This is a genomic window from Burkholderia sp. BCC0398, assembly GCF_902833245.1.
GTDB classification, from domain to species: domain Bacteria; phylum Pseudomonadota; class Gammaproteobacteria; order Burkholderiales; family Burkholderiaceae; genus Burkholderia; species Burkholderia sola.
Map to the genome: position 1 here is coordinate 284,436 of NZ_CADFEM010000005.1, position 15,307 is coordinate 299,742.

At 67.1% G+C, this 15,307-nt stretch carries 12 protein-coding genes and 2 riboswitches; of the genes, 9 read left to right on the forward strand and 3 right to left on the reverse strand.

The features are described 5' to 3' along the window. The first annotated feature begins 99 nt into the window (after positions 1-99). A complete protein-coding gene (locus tag HWX76_RS13170; protein ID WP_124556463.1) occupies positions 100-594 on the forward strand; it encodes an adenylate kinase in 495 nt (164 codons plus the stop codon). A 109-nt stretch (positions 595-703) separates the two neighbouring features. On the opposite strand, the gene HWX76_RS13175 is transcribed toward HWX76_RS13170, so the two are convergent. Continuing rightward, positions 704-1,090 (reverse strand): hypothetical protein, encoded by a 387-nt coding sequence (locus HWX76_RS13175; RefSeq protein ID WP_060225654.1) that lies wholly within the window; start codon positions 1,088-1,090, stop codon positions 704-706. Positions 1,091-1,399: 309 nt separating this feature from the next. Further along, entirely contained in the window at positions 1,400-2,422 is a 1,023-nt protein-coding gene (locus tag HWX76_RS13180; RefSeq protein WP_176015899.1) for an ABC transporter substrate-binding protein, read from the reverse strand. A 140-nt stretch (positions 2,423-2,562) separates the two neighbouring features. Continuing rightward, positions 2,563-2,684: riboswitch (guanidine-I (ykkC/yxkD leader) on the reverse strand. A 432-nt stretch (positions 2,685-3,116) separates the two neighbouring features. Continuing rightward, a riboswitch (guanidine-I (ykkC/yxkD leader) is annotated at positions 3,117-3,248 on the forward strand. Between the two features lie 57 nt (positions 3,249-3,305). On the opposite strand from HWX76_RS13180, the gene HWX76_RS13185 reads away from it, so the two are divergent. The 7 genes from HWX76_RS13185 (at position 3,306) to HWX76_RS13215 (ending at position 13,352) form a co-directional block, all read left to right on the forward strand. Beyond that, positions 3,306-4,061 (forward strand): urea amidolyase associated protein UAAP1, encoded by a 756-nt coding sequence (locus tag HWX76_RS13185; protein ID WP_124637502.1) that lies wholly within the window; start codon positions 3,306-3,308, stop codon positions 4,059-4,061. Between the two features lie 11 nt (positions 4,062-4,072). Continuing rightward, positions 4,073-4,729 carry an urea amidolyase associated protein UAAP2 gene (locus HWX76_RS13190; protein WP_124555495.1) on the forward strand — a complete coding sequence of 219 codons (657 nt, stop codon included), beginning with the start codon at positions 4,073-4,075 and terminating at the stop codon, positions 4,727-4,729. Positions 4,730-4,928: 199 nt separating this feature from the next. Further along, complete coding sequence (gene uca / locus HWX76_RS13195; RefSeq protein WP_176015900.1) at positions 4,929-8,543, forward strand: urea carboxylase; 3,615 nt, start codon at positions 4,929-4,931, stop codon at positions 8,541-8,543. Then, positions 8,540-10,411, forward strand: a complete 1,872-nt coding sequence (atzF, locus tag HWX76_RS13200) for an allophanate hydrolase (RefSeq protein WP_124630110.1) — start codon at positions 8,540-8,542, stop codon at positions 10,409-10,411. The genes uca and atzF overlap by 4 nt, the downstream gene beginning before the upstream one ends. Positions 10,412-10,475: 64 nt before the next feature. After that, positions 10,476-11,450: an ABC transporter permease gene (locus tag HWX76_RS13205; protein ID WP_050015417.1), complete on the forward strand. Its 975-nt coding sequence runs from the start codon at positions 10,476-10,478 to the stop codon at positions 11,448-11,450. A 45-nt stretch (positions 11,451-11,495) separates the two neighbouring features. Next, complete coding sequence (locus tag HWX76_RS13210; RefSeq protein WP_050015400.1) at positions 11,496-12,407, forward strand: ABC transporter ATP-binding protein; 912 nt, start codon at positions 11,496-11,498, stop codon at positions 12,405-12,407. A 207-nt stretch (positions 12,408-12,614) separates the two neighbouring features. After that, a complete protein-coding gene (locus HWX76_RS13215) occupies positions 12,615-13,352 on the forward strand; it encodes a transporter substrate-binding domain-containing protein (RefSeq protein WP_089490059.1) in 738 nt (245 codons plus the stop codon). Between the two features lie 122 nt (positions 13,353-13,474). Here HWX76_RS13215 and HWX76_RS13220 read toward each other — a convergent pair whose 3' ends face one another. Continuing rightward, on the reverse strand, positions 13,475-14,392 hold the full coding sequence (locus tag HWX76_RS13220) for a LysR family transcriptional regulator (protein ID WP_176015901.1): 918 nt from the start codon (positions 14,390-14,392) through the stop codon (positions 13,475-13,477). 139 nt (positions 14,393-14,531) lie between these two features. Between HWX76_RS13220 and HWX76_RS13225 the strand changes: the two genes are divergently transcribed. Continuing rightward, a complete protein-coding gene (locus HWX76_RS13225) occupies positions 14,532-15,296 on the forward strand; it encodes an SDR family oxidoreductase (RefSeq protein ID WP_176015902.1) in 765 nt (254 codons plus the stop codon). Positions 15,297-15,307 lie beyond the last annotated feature (11 nt).

Genomic DNA, 15,307 nt, shown 5'->3' on the forward strand with positions numbered 1-15,307 from the left:
GTGGCGAGAGGCCGCTATCGGCCAGAAGCGGCCGGTCGACGGGTTGACATAGACTGGCGACAATTCTGATCCAAGCACACGAAAGGTGGGCAGTTGCGCATGAATCTGGTCAAGACGCTCGTGATTGGAAATTCCGGTTCGGGGAAAAGCTGGCTTTCGGAACAGCTCGCTACCGCGTTCGGTAGCGCTTGGGTCGACCTTGACCTGCTCCACTGGGAGCCAAGTGGTTACAACATGCCGCGGAAGCGAGAAGATGTAATCGCAATGGCACGCGAAGCGGCCGCCGGAGAGCGTTGGGTAATTGAAGGTATCTACGGCTGGATCGTCTCCGAGATTTTGTCGGCTGCGACGGCGTTGGTTTGGATAGATGTGGACGAATCTGAATGCATCGAGAACATTCGCCAGCGTGGTATGCGGCGCGGCGGGGATGCGCAGTCGTTTGCGGAATTATTGAAGTGGGCGAATTCGTACCGGTATCGGACAGGTTCTAGTTCGTATGGCGCACACGAGGCGATCTTCAACTCGTTCAGGGGACAAAAAGCCTGTCTGAAAACCCGAGACCAAGTTACTGCTTTCGCTGACAGTTCCATCTGAGAATTTCGCCTTGACCGAATGGTCGGCCCAGTTCGGCCAACAGGAGACACTTGACCAATCCCTCGGATCGTTGACAATGCCTCGTCGAAGAGCGATTTGCGTCTCAGAGTCAAAAGCCCGGCGCTAAGCGCCAGTGAACAAATGGCGGATACGGTGTACCGCTGAGGAAGGCCAGAAATACTTCGACGACTTGGTCGGCCATGAACCATTCATCGGAGCGCATCGGGATGTTGCCCGCTCGAAAGACAAGGACCGTGCCATCCGGGCGTACAGGCGAGGGCTTATCGTGGAACCCTCTCCATCGTTCTCTGCCGAATTCGAAGCGCTCGATCATGCAGCTCACACCTCCGCCAGCAACCTGCACGTAGTTTCCTGCATCGTCAGTCAATGACGCATAAGTCGACTTGCCGTAGCTTCGCAGTGACTTGAGCGCACGAGCGATCTGTGTGTGCGTGGGCGCGGTGATGGCCGCTTTGCCCTCGATGTCCAGTCTCATTCGCTGTTCATTCTCGCTTCTGTCCAGTCAAATCAGAATCATACCAACGCCCAAGCCCAACAACGAATGACCGCTACCGAGCAAAACGATGGTCCGCTCAGGGTCGGCAGCGGTCATCGACGCCGCCTTCTTTCCGGGTCGGCAACGGCTCGTAAGCTACCGTTCGCACCTCGCCGCAATAGTCATTCAGCGTCGTAGCCATTCAACCGGGCACATGGCGGAACGTCACTCCTGTACGAAGCATGCGGCCGACGCGCGTTGCCCACCGACGCGACGCGGTACATCGCCGCGCCGGCGGGCATGCTGCCGTCAATGCACGTCAATAAACCGCGAATCGATATACGCATCGACGTCCTGCGACTGCTTGTACACGGCGTTACGCACGTTGAATGCATTCGCATTTCGCGTCGAGCCGTAGATCGAATCGAGCCCGTCTCCCTTGCGGAACGCACGCTTCGCGGCCGCTTCGTCGAGCAGGTGCGTGCCCTTCAGCAACGGAAGGTATTGCGCCGGCGCGAGCCCGACGCGCGCCGACATGATCTTGACCGCATCGGCCTGCGTCTTCGGATCGTTGATGTACGCGACGCAGCGATACCAGACCTTGACCACCTTCGCCCAATCGGCGCGGCGCGCGGCGAGGCTCGCCGGCGCGACCGTGATCGCGTCGTAGATCAGCCCCGGCGCATCCGCCGACGTGAAGATCGCGCGTGCGCCCGGCGCGCGCTTCAACGCCTCGCCCGCGTTCGGCTGCCACGCCGCCACCGCCGCGATGTCGGCCGACGAACCGAGCACCTGCGGCAGCTCGTTGGTTTTCGCATTCACGAGCGTGACGTCGCTGTCCTTGAGCCCATGCTTCTGCAGTGCGGTTTCGAGCAGCAGGTGGTCGACGAGGCCGAGCTCGACGCCGACCTTCTTGCCCTTCAGCGCCTCGACGGTGCGCAGCGGCGGCTTCGCGACGATCATGTCGTTGCCGGCCGAATAGTCGGTCAGCAGGATCATCACGTTCTTCGCGCCGGATGCGCCCGTCACGAGCGCATCGCCGTTGGTCGCCGCGACCGCGTCCAGCTTGCCTGCGGAAAACGCGTCGAGCGACGCCGAATAATCGAACCACTCGAAATCGACGTCGACGCCGGCCTCCTTGAACCAGCCCTTGTCGAGCGCGACCTGGAACGCGACCCAGCCGGGCCAGTCGCTGTAGCCGATCTTCAGCGGTGCGGCAGCGTGCGCGGCAGGCACCGCCCATAGCGCGGCGGCCGCGGCGGCGGCGCCCAATGCATGACGGATGAAACGGAAGGACGGCAGGCGGCGGAACGCCGGGGCGGGACGGGTCATCGTTGTTCTCCAGGAGACCGGGATCGGGATCGTCGATACGGACCGTGCGCGTACACACGTTCCGGCTGCGTGACCGGTTCCTGCGGATGCGGAACGAACGGGGCGGCCACGGAGAGGCGCGACGGCCGTTGCCATCGCCGATCTCCCGGGCTTTTGTCCCGCCGTGTAGCACGCGTGCATCCGGTCTCGCGATCGGATGAACCCGCGCCGGGCTGCTCTCGGACCAGACATTCGATGAACCGGAACCCTAGCACCCCTAAGATGCGACGCCGCCGCACCTCTCGGCGTCATGCCGAGCGAGAAGCGTGCCAACGGCGCGCGGCAATGCGATTCAACGGCGGCGCAGGGTGCGCTGAAGTTCGATGAAGCGGGCGGCGAACAGCGCGTGCAGCGCGCGTCGGAGCAGGTCGAGCTTGTTCATGAAGGTGCGAGGATGAGGTGGCGGTGCGTGAGTTCAGCAATGCCCATGCCATCGCGGATCGTTCGGTGCGAGAGCACGCGACGCGCACTGCACCGGTGCGCGGTTGCGTGCGCATGGTGCGCCGCACGCCCGCCGCGAGGGCAAGCTCATGCGTGCGCCATTCGCTTGCCGCGCGCCATCGCGCCGCCGGGCCGCGTCGTACGGCCAACGGGCCGCGGCTGGCATGCAACTCGCTTATTCGATACCCGAGAGGTGCGAAGCAATTTGCATCATCTTCAGGATCGCTAGGGTTCCGGTCGTGCGGCATGCGCCGCGCGATGCCTGGTCCGAGAGCAATCCGGTCTTGCCTTCGCCTCGATGAGAGGAAACGGCGAGGCTCCACGGAGGGATAAAAGCCCGGGAGGTCGCGATGTCGTTCGGTCGCCCTCTCACGCCTTTTGTCCAACCGACCCCGGAGCCGCCATGTCGCCGAGCCCCCAAGCCGTCCTTGCCCCGCCGCCACACGTCGCGTGGGAAACGCTGATTCCCGCCGGAACCCACTGGTCCGGCATCCTGCGCCGCGGTCTCGCGCTGCGCATCGTCGATATCGACGGCGGCGCGAACCTGTCCGCCGTGTTTCATCGTCAGGAAGACCCGCTCGAACGCTACAACATGGCCGATACGCTGAAGGCGCAGCACACCGCGCATCTCACGCGCGGCCATGCGCTGTATACGGACATGGGGCGCGTGATCGCATCGATCACGGCCGACACGCTCGGCTGGCACGACCCGCTCGGCGGCGTCGGCGATGCGCGGCTGTTCGCGCACAAGTACGGCACGTCGTCGTATCAGATCGATCGCAACGCGATGATCCGCAACGGCCGCGACAGCCTCGTGCTCGAGCTCGCGAAATACGGCCTGTCGGCGCGCGACCTCGCCGCGAACGTCAACTTCTTCAGCAAGCTGGATACGCGCGACGACGGCGCGCTCGATTTCGTCGTCGGCCATTCGCCGGCCGGCAGCGCGTTCGACCTGCGCTTCGAGATGAATACGCTCGCGGCGTTCTCGACCGCGCCGCATCCGCTCGATCCGCGCCCGGACTACGCGCCGAAGGCCGTGAAGCTGATCGCGTACCGCGCGTATCCGGTTGATGGCGCGGCGCCCGAGGATGACCCTTGCCGGCGTGCATGCGCGGAGAACACGCGCGGCTTCGCCAACACCGACCGTCTGTTCGCATGAGGAGCGAGACCATGCCGATCATCGAAAGCCGACTCGACCCGCGCGACGCGATCCACGACACCACGCTGAACGCGGGGGACCCGTGGCTGCACGACCTGAAGCGCGGGCAGACCTTCCGCATTCTCGATCTCGAAGGCAACCAGGCCGTCGACACGCTGTTCTATAGCACCGACGATCCCGAGGAACGCTACAGCGCGCAGGACACGATCCGCGCGCAGCGCAACCTGTACCTGAGCGCGGGCAGCGTGCTCGTGTCGAGCCGTGGCAACCCGATGGCGACGATCGTCGCCGACACGTGCGGCCGTCACGATACGCTCGGCGGCGCGTGCGCGGCCGAGAGCAACACGGTGCGCTATGCGCTCGACAAGCGTTACATGCACAACTGCCGCGACAGCTTCCTCAACGCGATCGCGCACTGCACGTGCGGCGCCGGCGCGCGACTGACCAAGCGCGACCTGGTCGGCAACGTCAACTTCTTCATGAACGTGCCGGTCACGCCGCTCGGCGGCCTCACGTTCGAGGACGGCATCTCCGCGCCCGGCAAGTACGTCGAGATGCGCGCGGAGATGGACGTCACGGTGCTGATCTCGAACTGTCCGCAACTCAATAACCCGTGCAACGGTTACAACCCGACGCCCGTGCGCCTCCTCGTGTGGGAGGCGGAATGAACTGCCCCCACGCTCACTTGCTTTGCATGGGGCCGGAGTACGCGCTGAAGCGCTACTCCGGGCCGACACGTTCGCTGCCCCCCAAGGGGGCGGTTGCCGTCCACGGCCGGCTTTGCAAAGCCGGCCGGCTGCGCGGGCGCGGAGCGATGCTCCGCGAATTCCCCGCTACGCCCCTTGGGGCGGCCCGGCAGGAGGCAACATGAGATTCGCCAAAGTCCTCGTCGCGAACCGCGGCGAAATTGCGTGCCGCGTGATCCGCACGCTGAAGCGCCTCGGCATCGCATCGGTCGCGATCTATTCGGATGCCGATCGCGACGCGCGCCACGTGGCGCTCGCCGACGAAGCCGTGCGTGTCGGGCCTGCACCGGCGGCCGACAGCTATCTGAATGTCGCGGCGATCCTCGACGCCGCACGCGAGACCGGCGCGCAGGCCGTGCACCCCGGCTACGGCTTCCTGTCCGAGCACGCGGGCTTCGCCGACGCGTGCGAAGCGGCGGGCCTGCGCTTCATCGGGCCGCGCGGCGATCACATGCGCGCGTTCGGCCTCAAGCACACCGCGCGCGAACTTGCCGCCGCGCACGGCGTCGCGCTGCTGCCCGGCACCGGGCTGCTCGACGATGTGACGACGGCGCTCGCCGAAGCCGACGCGATCGGCTATCCGGTGATGCTGAAAAGCACCGCGGGCGGCGGCGGCATCGGCATGTCGCTGTGCCGCGATGCCGCGCAGCTCGGCGCGGCGTTCGAATCGGTCGTGCGGCTCGGCGCCGCGAACTTCGCGCATGCGGGCGTCTATCTCGAGAAGTTCGTCGAACACGCGCGGCACATCGAAGTGCAGATCTTCGGTGACGGCCGCGGCGGTGCGATCGCGCTCGGCGAACGCGATTGCTCGGTGCAGCGGCGCAACCAGAAGGTGATCGAGGAAACGCCCGCGCCCGACCTGACCGACGCCGAGCGCGACGCGCTGCACGGGAGCGCGGTGCGGCTCGCGCGCGCGGTGGGCTACGCATCGGCCGGCACGGTCGAATTCGTGTTCGACGCGAGCACGCGGCAGTTCTATTTCCTCGAGGTGAACACGCGGCTGCAGGTCGAACATTGCGTGACCGAGGCCGTGACGGGCGTCGATCTCGTGGAATGGATGATCCTGCAGGCCGAAGGCGACCTGCCGCCGCTCGACACGCTCGCCGTCGCGCCGCGCGGCGCGAGCATCCAGGTGCGGCTCTATGCGGAGGATCCGAACAAGCAGTTCCAGCCGAGCGCCGGGCTGCTCACGCACGTCGCGTTTCCCGACGACGTGCGGGTCGACGGCTGGATCGACGCAGGCACGGAGATCAGCGCGCATTACGATCCGCTGCTCGCGAAGCTGATCGTGCACGGCGACACGCGGCGCGACGCGCTGGCCGCGCTGCGCGCCGCGCTCGACCGGACCGAGTTGTACGGGATCGAGACCAACCTCGACTACCTGCGCGCCGTCGTCGGCTCCGACACGTTCGCGCGCGGCGCACCGACGACCGCGTTCCTGTCGCGCTTCGCGTTCGCGCCGCACACGATCGACGTGCTGGACGGCGGCGTGCAGACCACCGTGCAGCAGGCGCCCGGGCGGGTCGGCTACTGGAGCATCGGCGTGCCGCCGTCGGGGCCGATGGACGATCGCGCGTTCGACCTCGCGAACGCGCTGCTCGGCAACGCGCGCGATGCGGCCGGGCTGGAATTCACGATGGTCGGCGCGACGCTGCGCTTCAATACCGCGACGCTGTTCGTGCTCGGCGGCGCGCCGCTCGCGGCCACGCTCGACGGCGAAGCGGTGCCGTTCTGGCAGGTCGTGCGCGCACGACCGGGTGCGGTGCTCAAGCTCGGCGGAGTGACCGGCGCGGGCGTGCGCGCGTGTCTCGCCGTCAAGGGCGGGCTGCACGTGCCCGACTATCTCGGCAGCAAGGCGACCTTCACGCTCGGCCAGTTCGGCGGCCATGCGGGCCGCGCGCTGCGCAAGGGCGACGTGCTGCATCTGCACGCGGATGCCGGGCGCGGTGACGCCGGTGCGACGCTGGCCGCGGCCGATATTCCCGCGTTGACGCATGCGTGGACGCTCGGCGTGCTCGACGGTCCGCATGGCGCGCCGGATTTCTTCACGCCGGACGACATCGCGATGCTGTACGGCACGCAGTGGACCGTCCATTACAACTCCAGCCGCACCGGCGTGCGGCTGATCGGCCCGAAGCCGCAATGGGCGCGTGCGGACGGCGGCGAGGCCGGGCTGCATCCGTCGAATATTCACGACAACGCGTATGCGATCGGCGCCGTCGATTTCACCGGCGACATGCCGGTGATTCTCGGCCCGGACGGGCCGAGCCTCGGCGGCTTCGTGTGTCCGGTGACGGTCGTGCGCGACGAGCTGTGGAAGCTCGGGCAGTTGCGGCCGGGCGATACCGTGCAGTTCGTGCGGGCGAACGTGTCGGTCGGGATATCGGCTGCGGCGATCGTGAATGCGACGGATGACGTTGCTGCTGTTGCTGCTGCATCCGCCTCGTCCGACGATTGCGTGCTGCACCGCGACCCGTCGGCCGGCGGCGGTATCGGCGTCGTCTACCGGCGCTCGGGCGACCGCAACGTGCTGGTCGAATACGGGCCGCCCGTGCTCGACCTGAACCTGCGCTTTCGCGTGCACGCGCTGATGGGCTGGCTCGACGCGCACCGGCTGCCCGGCATGCTCGACCTGACGCCGGGTATCCGCTCGCTCCAGGTGCAGTTCGATTCACGGACGCTGCCGCTGGACGCGCTGCTCGCGCATCTGCAGGCCGCCGAGCGCGAACTGGCCGACGTGGCCGACCTGCGCGTGCCGAACCGCATCGTGCATCTGCCGCTGTCGTGGGACGACCCGTCGACGCGCGTCGCGATCGAGCGCTACATGCAGTCGGTGCGGCCCGATGCGCCGTGGTGCCCGAGCAATATCGAGTTCATCCGGCGCATCAACGGGCTGGCGAGCATCGACGACGTGAAGCGGATCGTGTTCGACGCGCGCTATTTGGTGATGGGCCTCGGCGACGTCTACCTCGGTGCGCCCGTCGCGACGCCACTCGATCCGCGGCACCGGCTCGTGACGACGAAGTACAACCCCGCGCGCACCTGGACGCCGGAGAACGCGGTCGGCATCGGCGGCGCGTATCTGTGCGTGTACGGAATGGAAGGGCCGGGCGGCTATCAGTTCGTCGGCCGCACCGTGCAGATGTGGAATCGCCACCGCACCACGCGCGAATTCGAAGCCGGCAAGCCGTGGCTGCTGCGCTTCTTCGACGAGATCCGCTTCTACGAAGTCAGCGAGGCCGAACTGGCTGCGCTGCGCGCGGATTTCATCGCGGGCCGCGCGACGCTGAAGATCGAGGAATCCGTGTTCGATCTGCGCGCCTACAACCGTTTCCTGCACGACGAGGCGGAGTCGATCGCCGCGTTCAAGGCGACGCAGCAGGCCGCGTTCGACGCGGAGCGCGAGCGGTGGCGCGCGGCGGGCCACGCGGAATACGTCGGCGACGGGGAACTGGGCGATGCGCAAGCGGACCGCGTAGCGGGCGCGCTCGACGACACGCAGCGCGCGATCGCCGCGGACGTATCGGGCAGCGTGTGGAAAGTGCTGGTCGAAGCCGGCGAGCGCGTGACCGAAGGGCAGGTCGTCGCGATCGTCGAGTCGATGAAGATGGAGGTGGCGGTGACGGCAACGGAAGACGGCACGATCGAGACGATCGATTGCGCGCCTGGCGCGGCAGTGGTGGCCGGCCAGCGGCTGATGGTGATGAAGACGGGCGCCGCCGAGGAGGTCGCATGAGCACGACGGAACGCCCGGTTCTGCCCGGGCTGCACTCGATTGCCGCGCTGCGCGCGCGCTACGCGGCGGGCGGCCTGACGCCGCATGCGCTCGTCGACGCGATCGCCGCGCACTTCGACGCGGGCGACCCGCACCATGCGTGGATCCGGCCGCTGACGCGCGACGAGATGATGTCGTACGCCGACGCGCTGGCGGGGCGCGACATCGCGTCGTTGCCGTTGTACGGCGTGCCGTTCGCGATCAAGGACAACATCGACCTCGCCGGCATACCGACGACAGCCGGTTGCCCGGCCTATGCGTACACGCCGGCACGCAGCGCGCCGGTGGTCGAGCGATTGATCGCGGCCGGTGCGATTCCCGTCGGCAAAACCAATCTCGACCAGTTCGCGACCGGGCTCTCCGGGCAGCGCTCGCCTTACGGCGCGTGCCGCAATGCGCTCGATCCGCGCTATGCGTCGGGCGGCTCGAGTTCCGGGTCGGCGGTGGCGGTCGCGCTCGGCGTCGCGACGTTCTCGCTCGGCACCGATACGGCCGGCTCCGGGCGCGTGCCGGCCGCCTTCCACGGGCTCGTCGGGCTCAAGCCGACACGGGGCGTGCTGAGCACGCTCGGCGTGGTGCCGGCCTGCCGGTCGCTCGATTGCGTGTCGGTGTTCGCGCGTTCGGCGGACGACGCGCGCACCGTGTTCGCCGCCGCGCACGGCGTGACGGAAGGCGACCCGTACGGGCGCGCATGGCAGCCGCTGTTGGGCGCGGACGGATTGCGCGCGGACCCGGCGCGGCCGCTCGCACAATTGCGGTTCGGCACGCCGCGCGCCGATCAGCTCGAATTCTTCGGCGATGCATCGTATCGCGCGGCGTGGGGCGCGGCGCTCGACCGGCTGCGCGCGAGCGGCGCGTGGATCGTCGAGATCGACTTCGCACCGTTCCTGGCCGCCGCGCGGCTGCTGTACGACGGCCCGTGGGTCGCCGAGCGGCTCGCCGCGATCGGCGCGTTCGCCGCGCGCGAGCCCGACGCGCTGCATCCGGTGATCCGCGAAATCGTTGGCGGCGCGGCGCGCTTCAGCGCCGCCGATGCGTTCGCCGCCTTCGACCGGCTCGCGGCGCTGCGCGTCGATGCGGCCCGCGCGTGGGACGGCCTCGACGCGATCGTGATGCCGACCTCGGCGACGACCGCGACCGTCGACGCGCTCGAAGCCGATCCGATCGCGATCAATTCGCGCTTCGGCTACTACACGAACTTCGTGAACCTGCTCGACCTGTCGGCGATCGCGGTGCCGGCGGGCACGTGCGCGACCGGGCCGCATGCGGGCTTGCCGTTCGGGATCACGTTCGTCGGCCGTGCGCACGACGACGCGCGGCTGCTCGATCTCGCGCACGCGTGGGGCGATGGCGCTGCCGCCGTCGACGACGTTCGGCCGCCTGCGGCCGCGATGTCGGCGCGTGCCGCAGCCGCGGGTGTCGTGCGGGTGGCCGTCGTCGGCGCGCATCTTCGCGGCGAACCGTTGAACGGGCAGCTCACGCAGCGTGGCGCGCGCTTCGTCGCCGCGACCACGACCGCGCCGGCCTATCGCCTCTATGCGCTGTCCGCCGATGCAAGCGGCGGTGTCGCCAAACCGGGCCTCGTGCGCGTGCCGGACGGCGGCGCGCCGATCGCGGTCGAGGTCTGGGAGATGCCGGTCGACGCGTACGGCAGTTTCGTCGCCGGCATCGCGGCGCCGCTCGGCATCGGCACGCTGACACTCGCCGACGGTGCGCGCGTGCAGGGCTTCCTGTGCGAAAGCGCAGCGCTCGACGATGCGCAGGACATCACGCGCTTCGGCGGCTGGCGCGCTTACCGCGCGCAGGCGGCGCGCGGCGCACCGCAATGAACGCACGGTCGCGCGATGCCGCGGCATCCGCGCGACCGGCACCCGAAACGAGACGGAGATTCCGATGACAACGACCCGCAACACGACCGGCTGGCTCGCGGTGCGCCGCGAGCTCACCACGCGCGGCAAATGGACGCTCGGGCTGGCGTCCTTCCTGCTGCCGTTCGCCGTCTGGTGCCTGATCAGCTATGTCCCGTTCGTCTGGCATCCGCAGATGCGCATCACGAACCCGGGCAGCGTCGATTATTTCCAGACCGGCATGCAGATCGACCGCGACGTGTTCGACGACGAGCTCGCGCATGCACGCGCGACGCACGCGGCGGTGCCCGAAGGCGTGCGCGCGAATCCGGTCTACCTGCCGGCGCCGCACCAGGTCTTGCGCGCGTTCTATACGGCGTTCACGACGCCGCCCGCGTCGCGCGACGGCGTGTGGCTGCACGAAAGCCTGTGGCACAGCATCCGCATCATCTTCTGGGGCTTCGTGATTTCGTCCGCGATCGGCGTGCCGCTCGGCATCGTCTGCGGCACCTTCAGCGCGCTCGCGCGGCTGCAGGAGCCGTTCCTGGAGTTCTTCCGCTATCTGCCGGCGCCCGCGTTCGGCGCGCTGATGGTCGCGATTCTCGGCATCTACGACGCACCGAAGATCGCGATCATCGTGATCGGCACGCTATTCCAGCAGGTGCTGATCGTCGCGAACACCACGCGCAAGCTCGAATACGGGCTGTTCGAGGCCGCGATGACGCTCGGCACGAAGAAGCTGAAGCTGCTCACGCACGTCGTGATTCCGGGCGTGCTGCCGGACCTGTATCGCGATCAGCGGATCCTGCTCGGCTGGGCATGGACTTACCTGATCGTCGCCGAGCTGGTCGGCACGAGTTCGGGCATCACGTGGTACATCAGCCAGCAGGCGCGCTACCAGCATTTCGACAACGTGTATGCGGCGATCCTGATGATCGGGATCATCGGCCTCGGCACCGACATCGTGCTCGGGTTGCTCGGCCGCCGGCTCTTTCCGTGGGACCGCACGCTGAAAGCGTGAGCGCCGCCCGCCCGTACCCATCGACCGATTTCCGCAGAGGGCATCATGCAGAATCCGCAAGCCGTTCCCGATTACCTGGTCCAATCCGACGCGGTGCGCGAGCGCTTCGCGCGGCTGAAGGCCCGCGACGTGATACTCGACGTACGACACGTCGGCAAGCGTTTCGCGACGCCGCAGGGCGACTGCGTCGCGCTCGACGACATCAGTTTCCGTACGCACCGGCGCGAGTTCGTGTGCGTGATTGGTCCGTCCGGCTGCGGCAAGTCGACGTTGATCCGTATCCTCGCCGGGCTCGACGCGCAGACGAGCGGCGAGGTGCTGCTGGACGGCAAACCGGTCGACGGGCCGGGCGCCGATCGCGGGATGGTGTTCCAGGGATACACGCTGTTTCCGTGGCTCACGGTGAAGAAGAACGTGATGTTCGGTCTGCGAATGAACGGCAGCAGCAGCGGCGTGGCCGAGCGCGAGGCGTTGCAGTGGCTCGATCTCGTCGGGCTGACGCGTTTCGCCGACGTGTATCCGCACCAGCTGTCGGGCGGCATGAAGCAGCGCGTGGCCATTGCGCGCGCGCTCGCGAACCGTCCGCGCATCCTGCTGATGGACGAACCGTTCGGCGCGCTGGACGCACAGACGCGTGCGAGGATGCAGACGCACCTGCTCGACATCTGGCGCAACATCGACGTGACGATCCTGTTCATCACGCACGACCTCGACGAGGCGATTTTTCTGGCTGACCGGATCCTGGTGCTGAAGGCGAATCCGGGCGGGGTGCAGGAGCTGATCGAGGTGCCGGTGCCGCGGCCGCGCGATTATTCGCAGGTCAATACGCCCGCGTTCATCGCGACGAAGGCGCGGCTCGAAGCGCTGATTCATCCGAAGGAAGCCGCGACGGCGGAAGACGACGGCATCAAGCCGCACATGATCCGGATGACGGATGTTGCGGATAACGTCGAATAGCGCGGAGCCAATTCATGCCGTCACGCGTCGATCCATGTCTCGTGCCGGATATCGGGGCTCAAATTGACGACTTCACTGACGCTTGCACCCAAATGATGACGTCGACTGGCTTACACCGGATTAATTTTGTCCACGCTTAGTGAACGTCGACTTCCCACGGTAAGCTGATGAATTCCTGATCGATTCTTCGGCTTGCGAGAGAAAGCGATGAAGGTGAGCATTGCGTACATCGAAGAACCGCCATTCGGCTGGACCGAAGCGGAGGGCACCGCTACCGGCGCCGATCTCGAACTCGCGGCGATGATCCTCCGGCAGATTGGCGTCACCCGGATCGAGTATTGCGCGACGACGTTCAGCGAATTGCTGCCCGGCGTCGCATCAGGTCACTGGGACATGAACGTGCCGCTTTTCGTGACGCCGCAGCGGGCCGATACCGTTGCGTTCAGCGCACCGGTGTGGGGCATCGAAGACGGTTTTCTGGTTCGGCCCGGCAACCCGAAGGCGCTCACGAGTTATGCGTCGATCGCCCAACGTCCCGATGCGCGCCTCGGCATCATTGCCGGGCAGGTCCAGCACGATTCCGCGATGGCGTCGGGCGTGAGCCGGCGGCAAATCGTCGTCTTCGAGCAGCAGGCCGACGCGATCGCGGCCGTGCTCTCCGGCGTGATCGACGCCTATGCGAGCACCGCGTTGGGGAATCGAATCGTGGCGGGCCGGATAGGCAGCGCGCTGATCGAGGCCGTCGCGCACGAGCCGGATGTCGACGGCAGACAGCGGACACCGCCGCTCGGCGCGTTTTCGTTCAGCCGGGAAAACCGCGGTCTTCTCGACGCGTTTGATCGGCAACTTCGTCGCTATCTCGGCTCGCCCGACCATCGCGCTCGCATGGCGAGGTTCGGGCTGACGGCGCGCGAGATCGATCCGGCCGTCTCGCAGGCAGGATAGGTCGGCGCCCGGCCGCGAGGGGGCATGCCCGCGCGTTGCCGTTCGGGCGTCGGACGTGCCCGGCATCAGGTGACAGGGTAGTGATGGGGCAGCGGTGCTCGACTCGACCACCCACCAGCACGTCACTTTGGCCATCGCCACACGGGATTGCCGAGATGTTCGGCGAAGTAGTCGGACAATGCCGTCACCTTGGCCGGTCGCGCCCGTGCCGACGGCGTAACGAAATAAAGACCGCCCTTCGTCAGCGACCAGTCGGTGAGGATCGCTTCGAGACGGCCATCGGCCAGATATTCGTACGCAATGAACTCCGGCAACTCGGCGATAGCAAGACCATCGAGCAGCGTCGGCAACAGCGCATCGGCGTTGGTCACGCGTAGCGGGCCCGTCGGCATCACCGATTCCTCGTCGCCCGCGTCGTTCGTGAAGCGCCATACGGCACTGCGCGCGCGATACGCGTACGACAGGCACGGGCGATCCGCCAGCTCGGTCGGATGCGTGGGTCGCCCTTCGCGCCGCAAATATTCCGGCGACGCCACCACGAATTGCGTGACCGCGCACAGCCGACGCGCGACCAGCGACGAATCCGGCAGCGCGGCGATGCGCAACGCGGCGTCGAATCCATCGGCAATCAGATCGACCGACGCATCCGATAAATGCAGGTCGATCGATACCGCCGGATACGTGCGAAAGAAGCCTGGCAGCAGCGGCGCGACCCAGCGCAGCCCGAACGACATCGGCACGGCCAGACGCACCAGCCCGCGCGGCTGCACCGACATTTCGCGCGCCGAGCTTTCCGCCTCCTCCGCCTGGCGGTAGATCTCGCCGGCTTTCTCGCTGATCGTCCGGCCGAACTCGGTCAGCGACAGCTGGCGCGACGTGCGGTTGAACAGCCGCGCACCGAGCCGGTCCTCCAGACGCGCCACACCGCGCGAGACAGTGGCGACCGACACGCCGGTCGCGCGCGCCGCGGCGGCGAACGATCCGTGCTCCGCCACCTTCGCGAACATCGCGAGCCCTTCGAAATCAGGTAGCTGCGCCATTTCTCCTCGTCTTTGCATTTATGCAACGTTTGTTTGCGATTGATTCTATTTCGAAAAGATTGGGCCGTCGATATTCTCTTCACATCGCAGCACGTCACACCCAACCGAAACACATTGATCGAACGAAAGGAGCAATACCATGGCACGCAAACTCGACAACAAGATCGCACTCGTCACCGGCGCAACCAGCGGCATCGGCCTGGCCACCGCCCAACGCTTCGCGGTTGATGGCGCGCACGTCTATCTCACGGGCCGCCGGCAGGCCGAACTCGATGCCGCCGTGGAAGGGATTCGCGCAGCCGGCGGCAACGCGACCGGCGTGCGTTCGGATTCCACGAAGCTCGATGAACTCGACGCGCTGTATGCGCAAATCAAGGAAGAACAGGGGCGCCTGGACGTGCTGTTCGTGAACGCCGGCGGCGGTTCGATGCTGCCGCTGGGCAGCATCACCGAAGCGCACTACGACGAAACCTTCGATCGCAACGTGAAGGCCGTGCTGTTCACCGTGCAGAAGGCGCTGCCGCTGCTCGCCGATGGCGCATCGGTGATTCTGACCGGCTCGACGGCGGGTAGCGCGGGCACCGCTGCGTTCAGCGTGTACTCGGCGTCGAAGGCGGCCGTGCGTGCGTTCGCGCGCAGCTGGATTCTCGACCTCAAGGACCGCCGCATCCGCGTGAACACGATCAGCCCGGGCGCGACCCGCACGCCCGGCCTGCTGGATCTCGCCGGTGACGATGCGGCTCAGCGGCAGGGGCTTGCCGATTATCTGGCGGCCCAGATCCCGATGGGGCGCCTCGGCGAGCCGGGCGAGATCGCGAGCGCCGCGCTGTTCCTGGCGTCGGACGACGCGAGCTTCGTGAACGGCATCGAATTGTTCGTCGATGGCGGTCAGCAGCAGATTTGAGCGGGACTGAT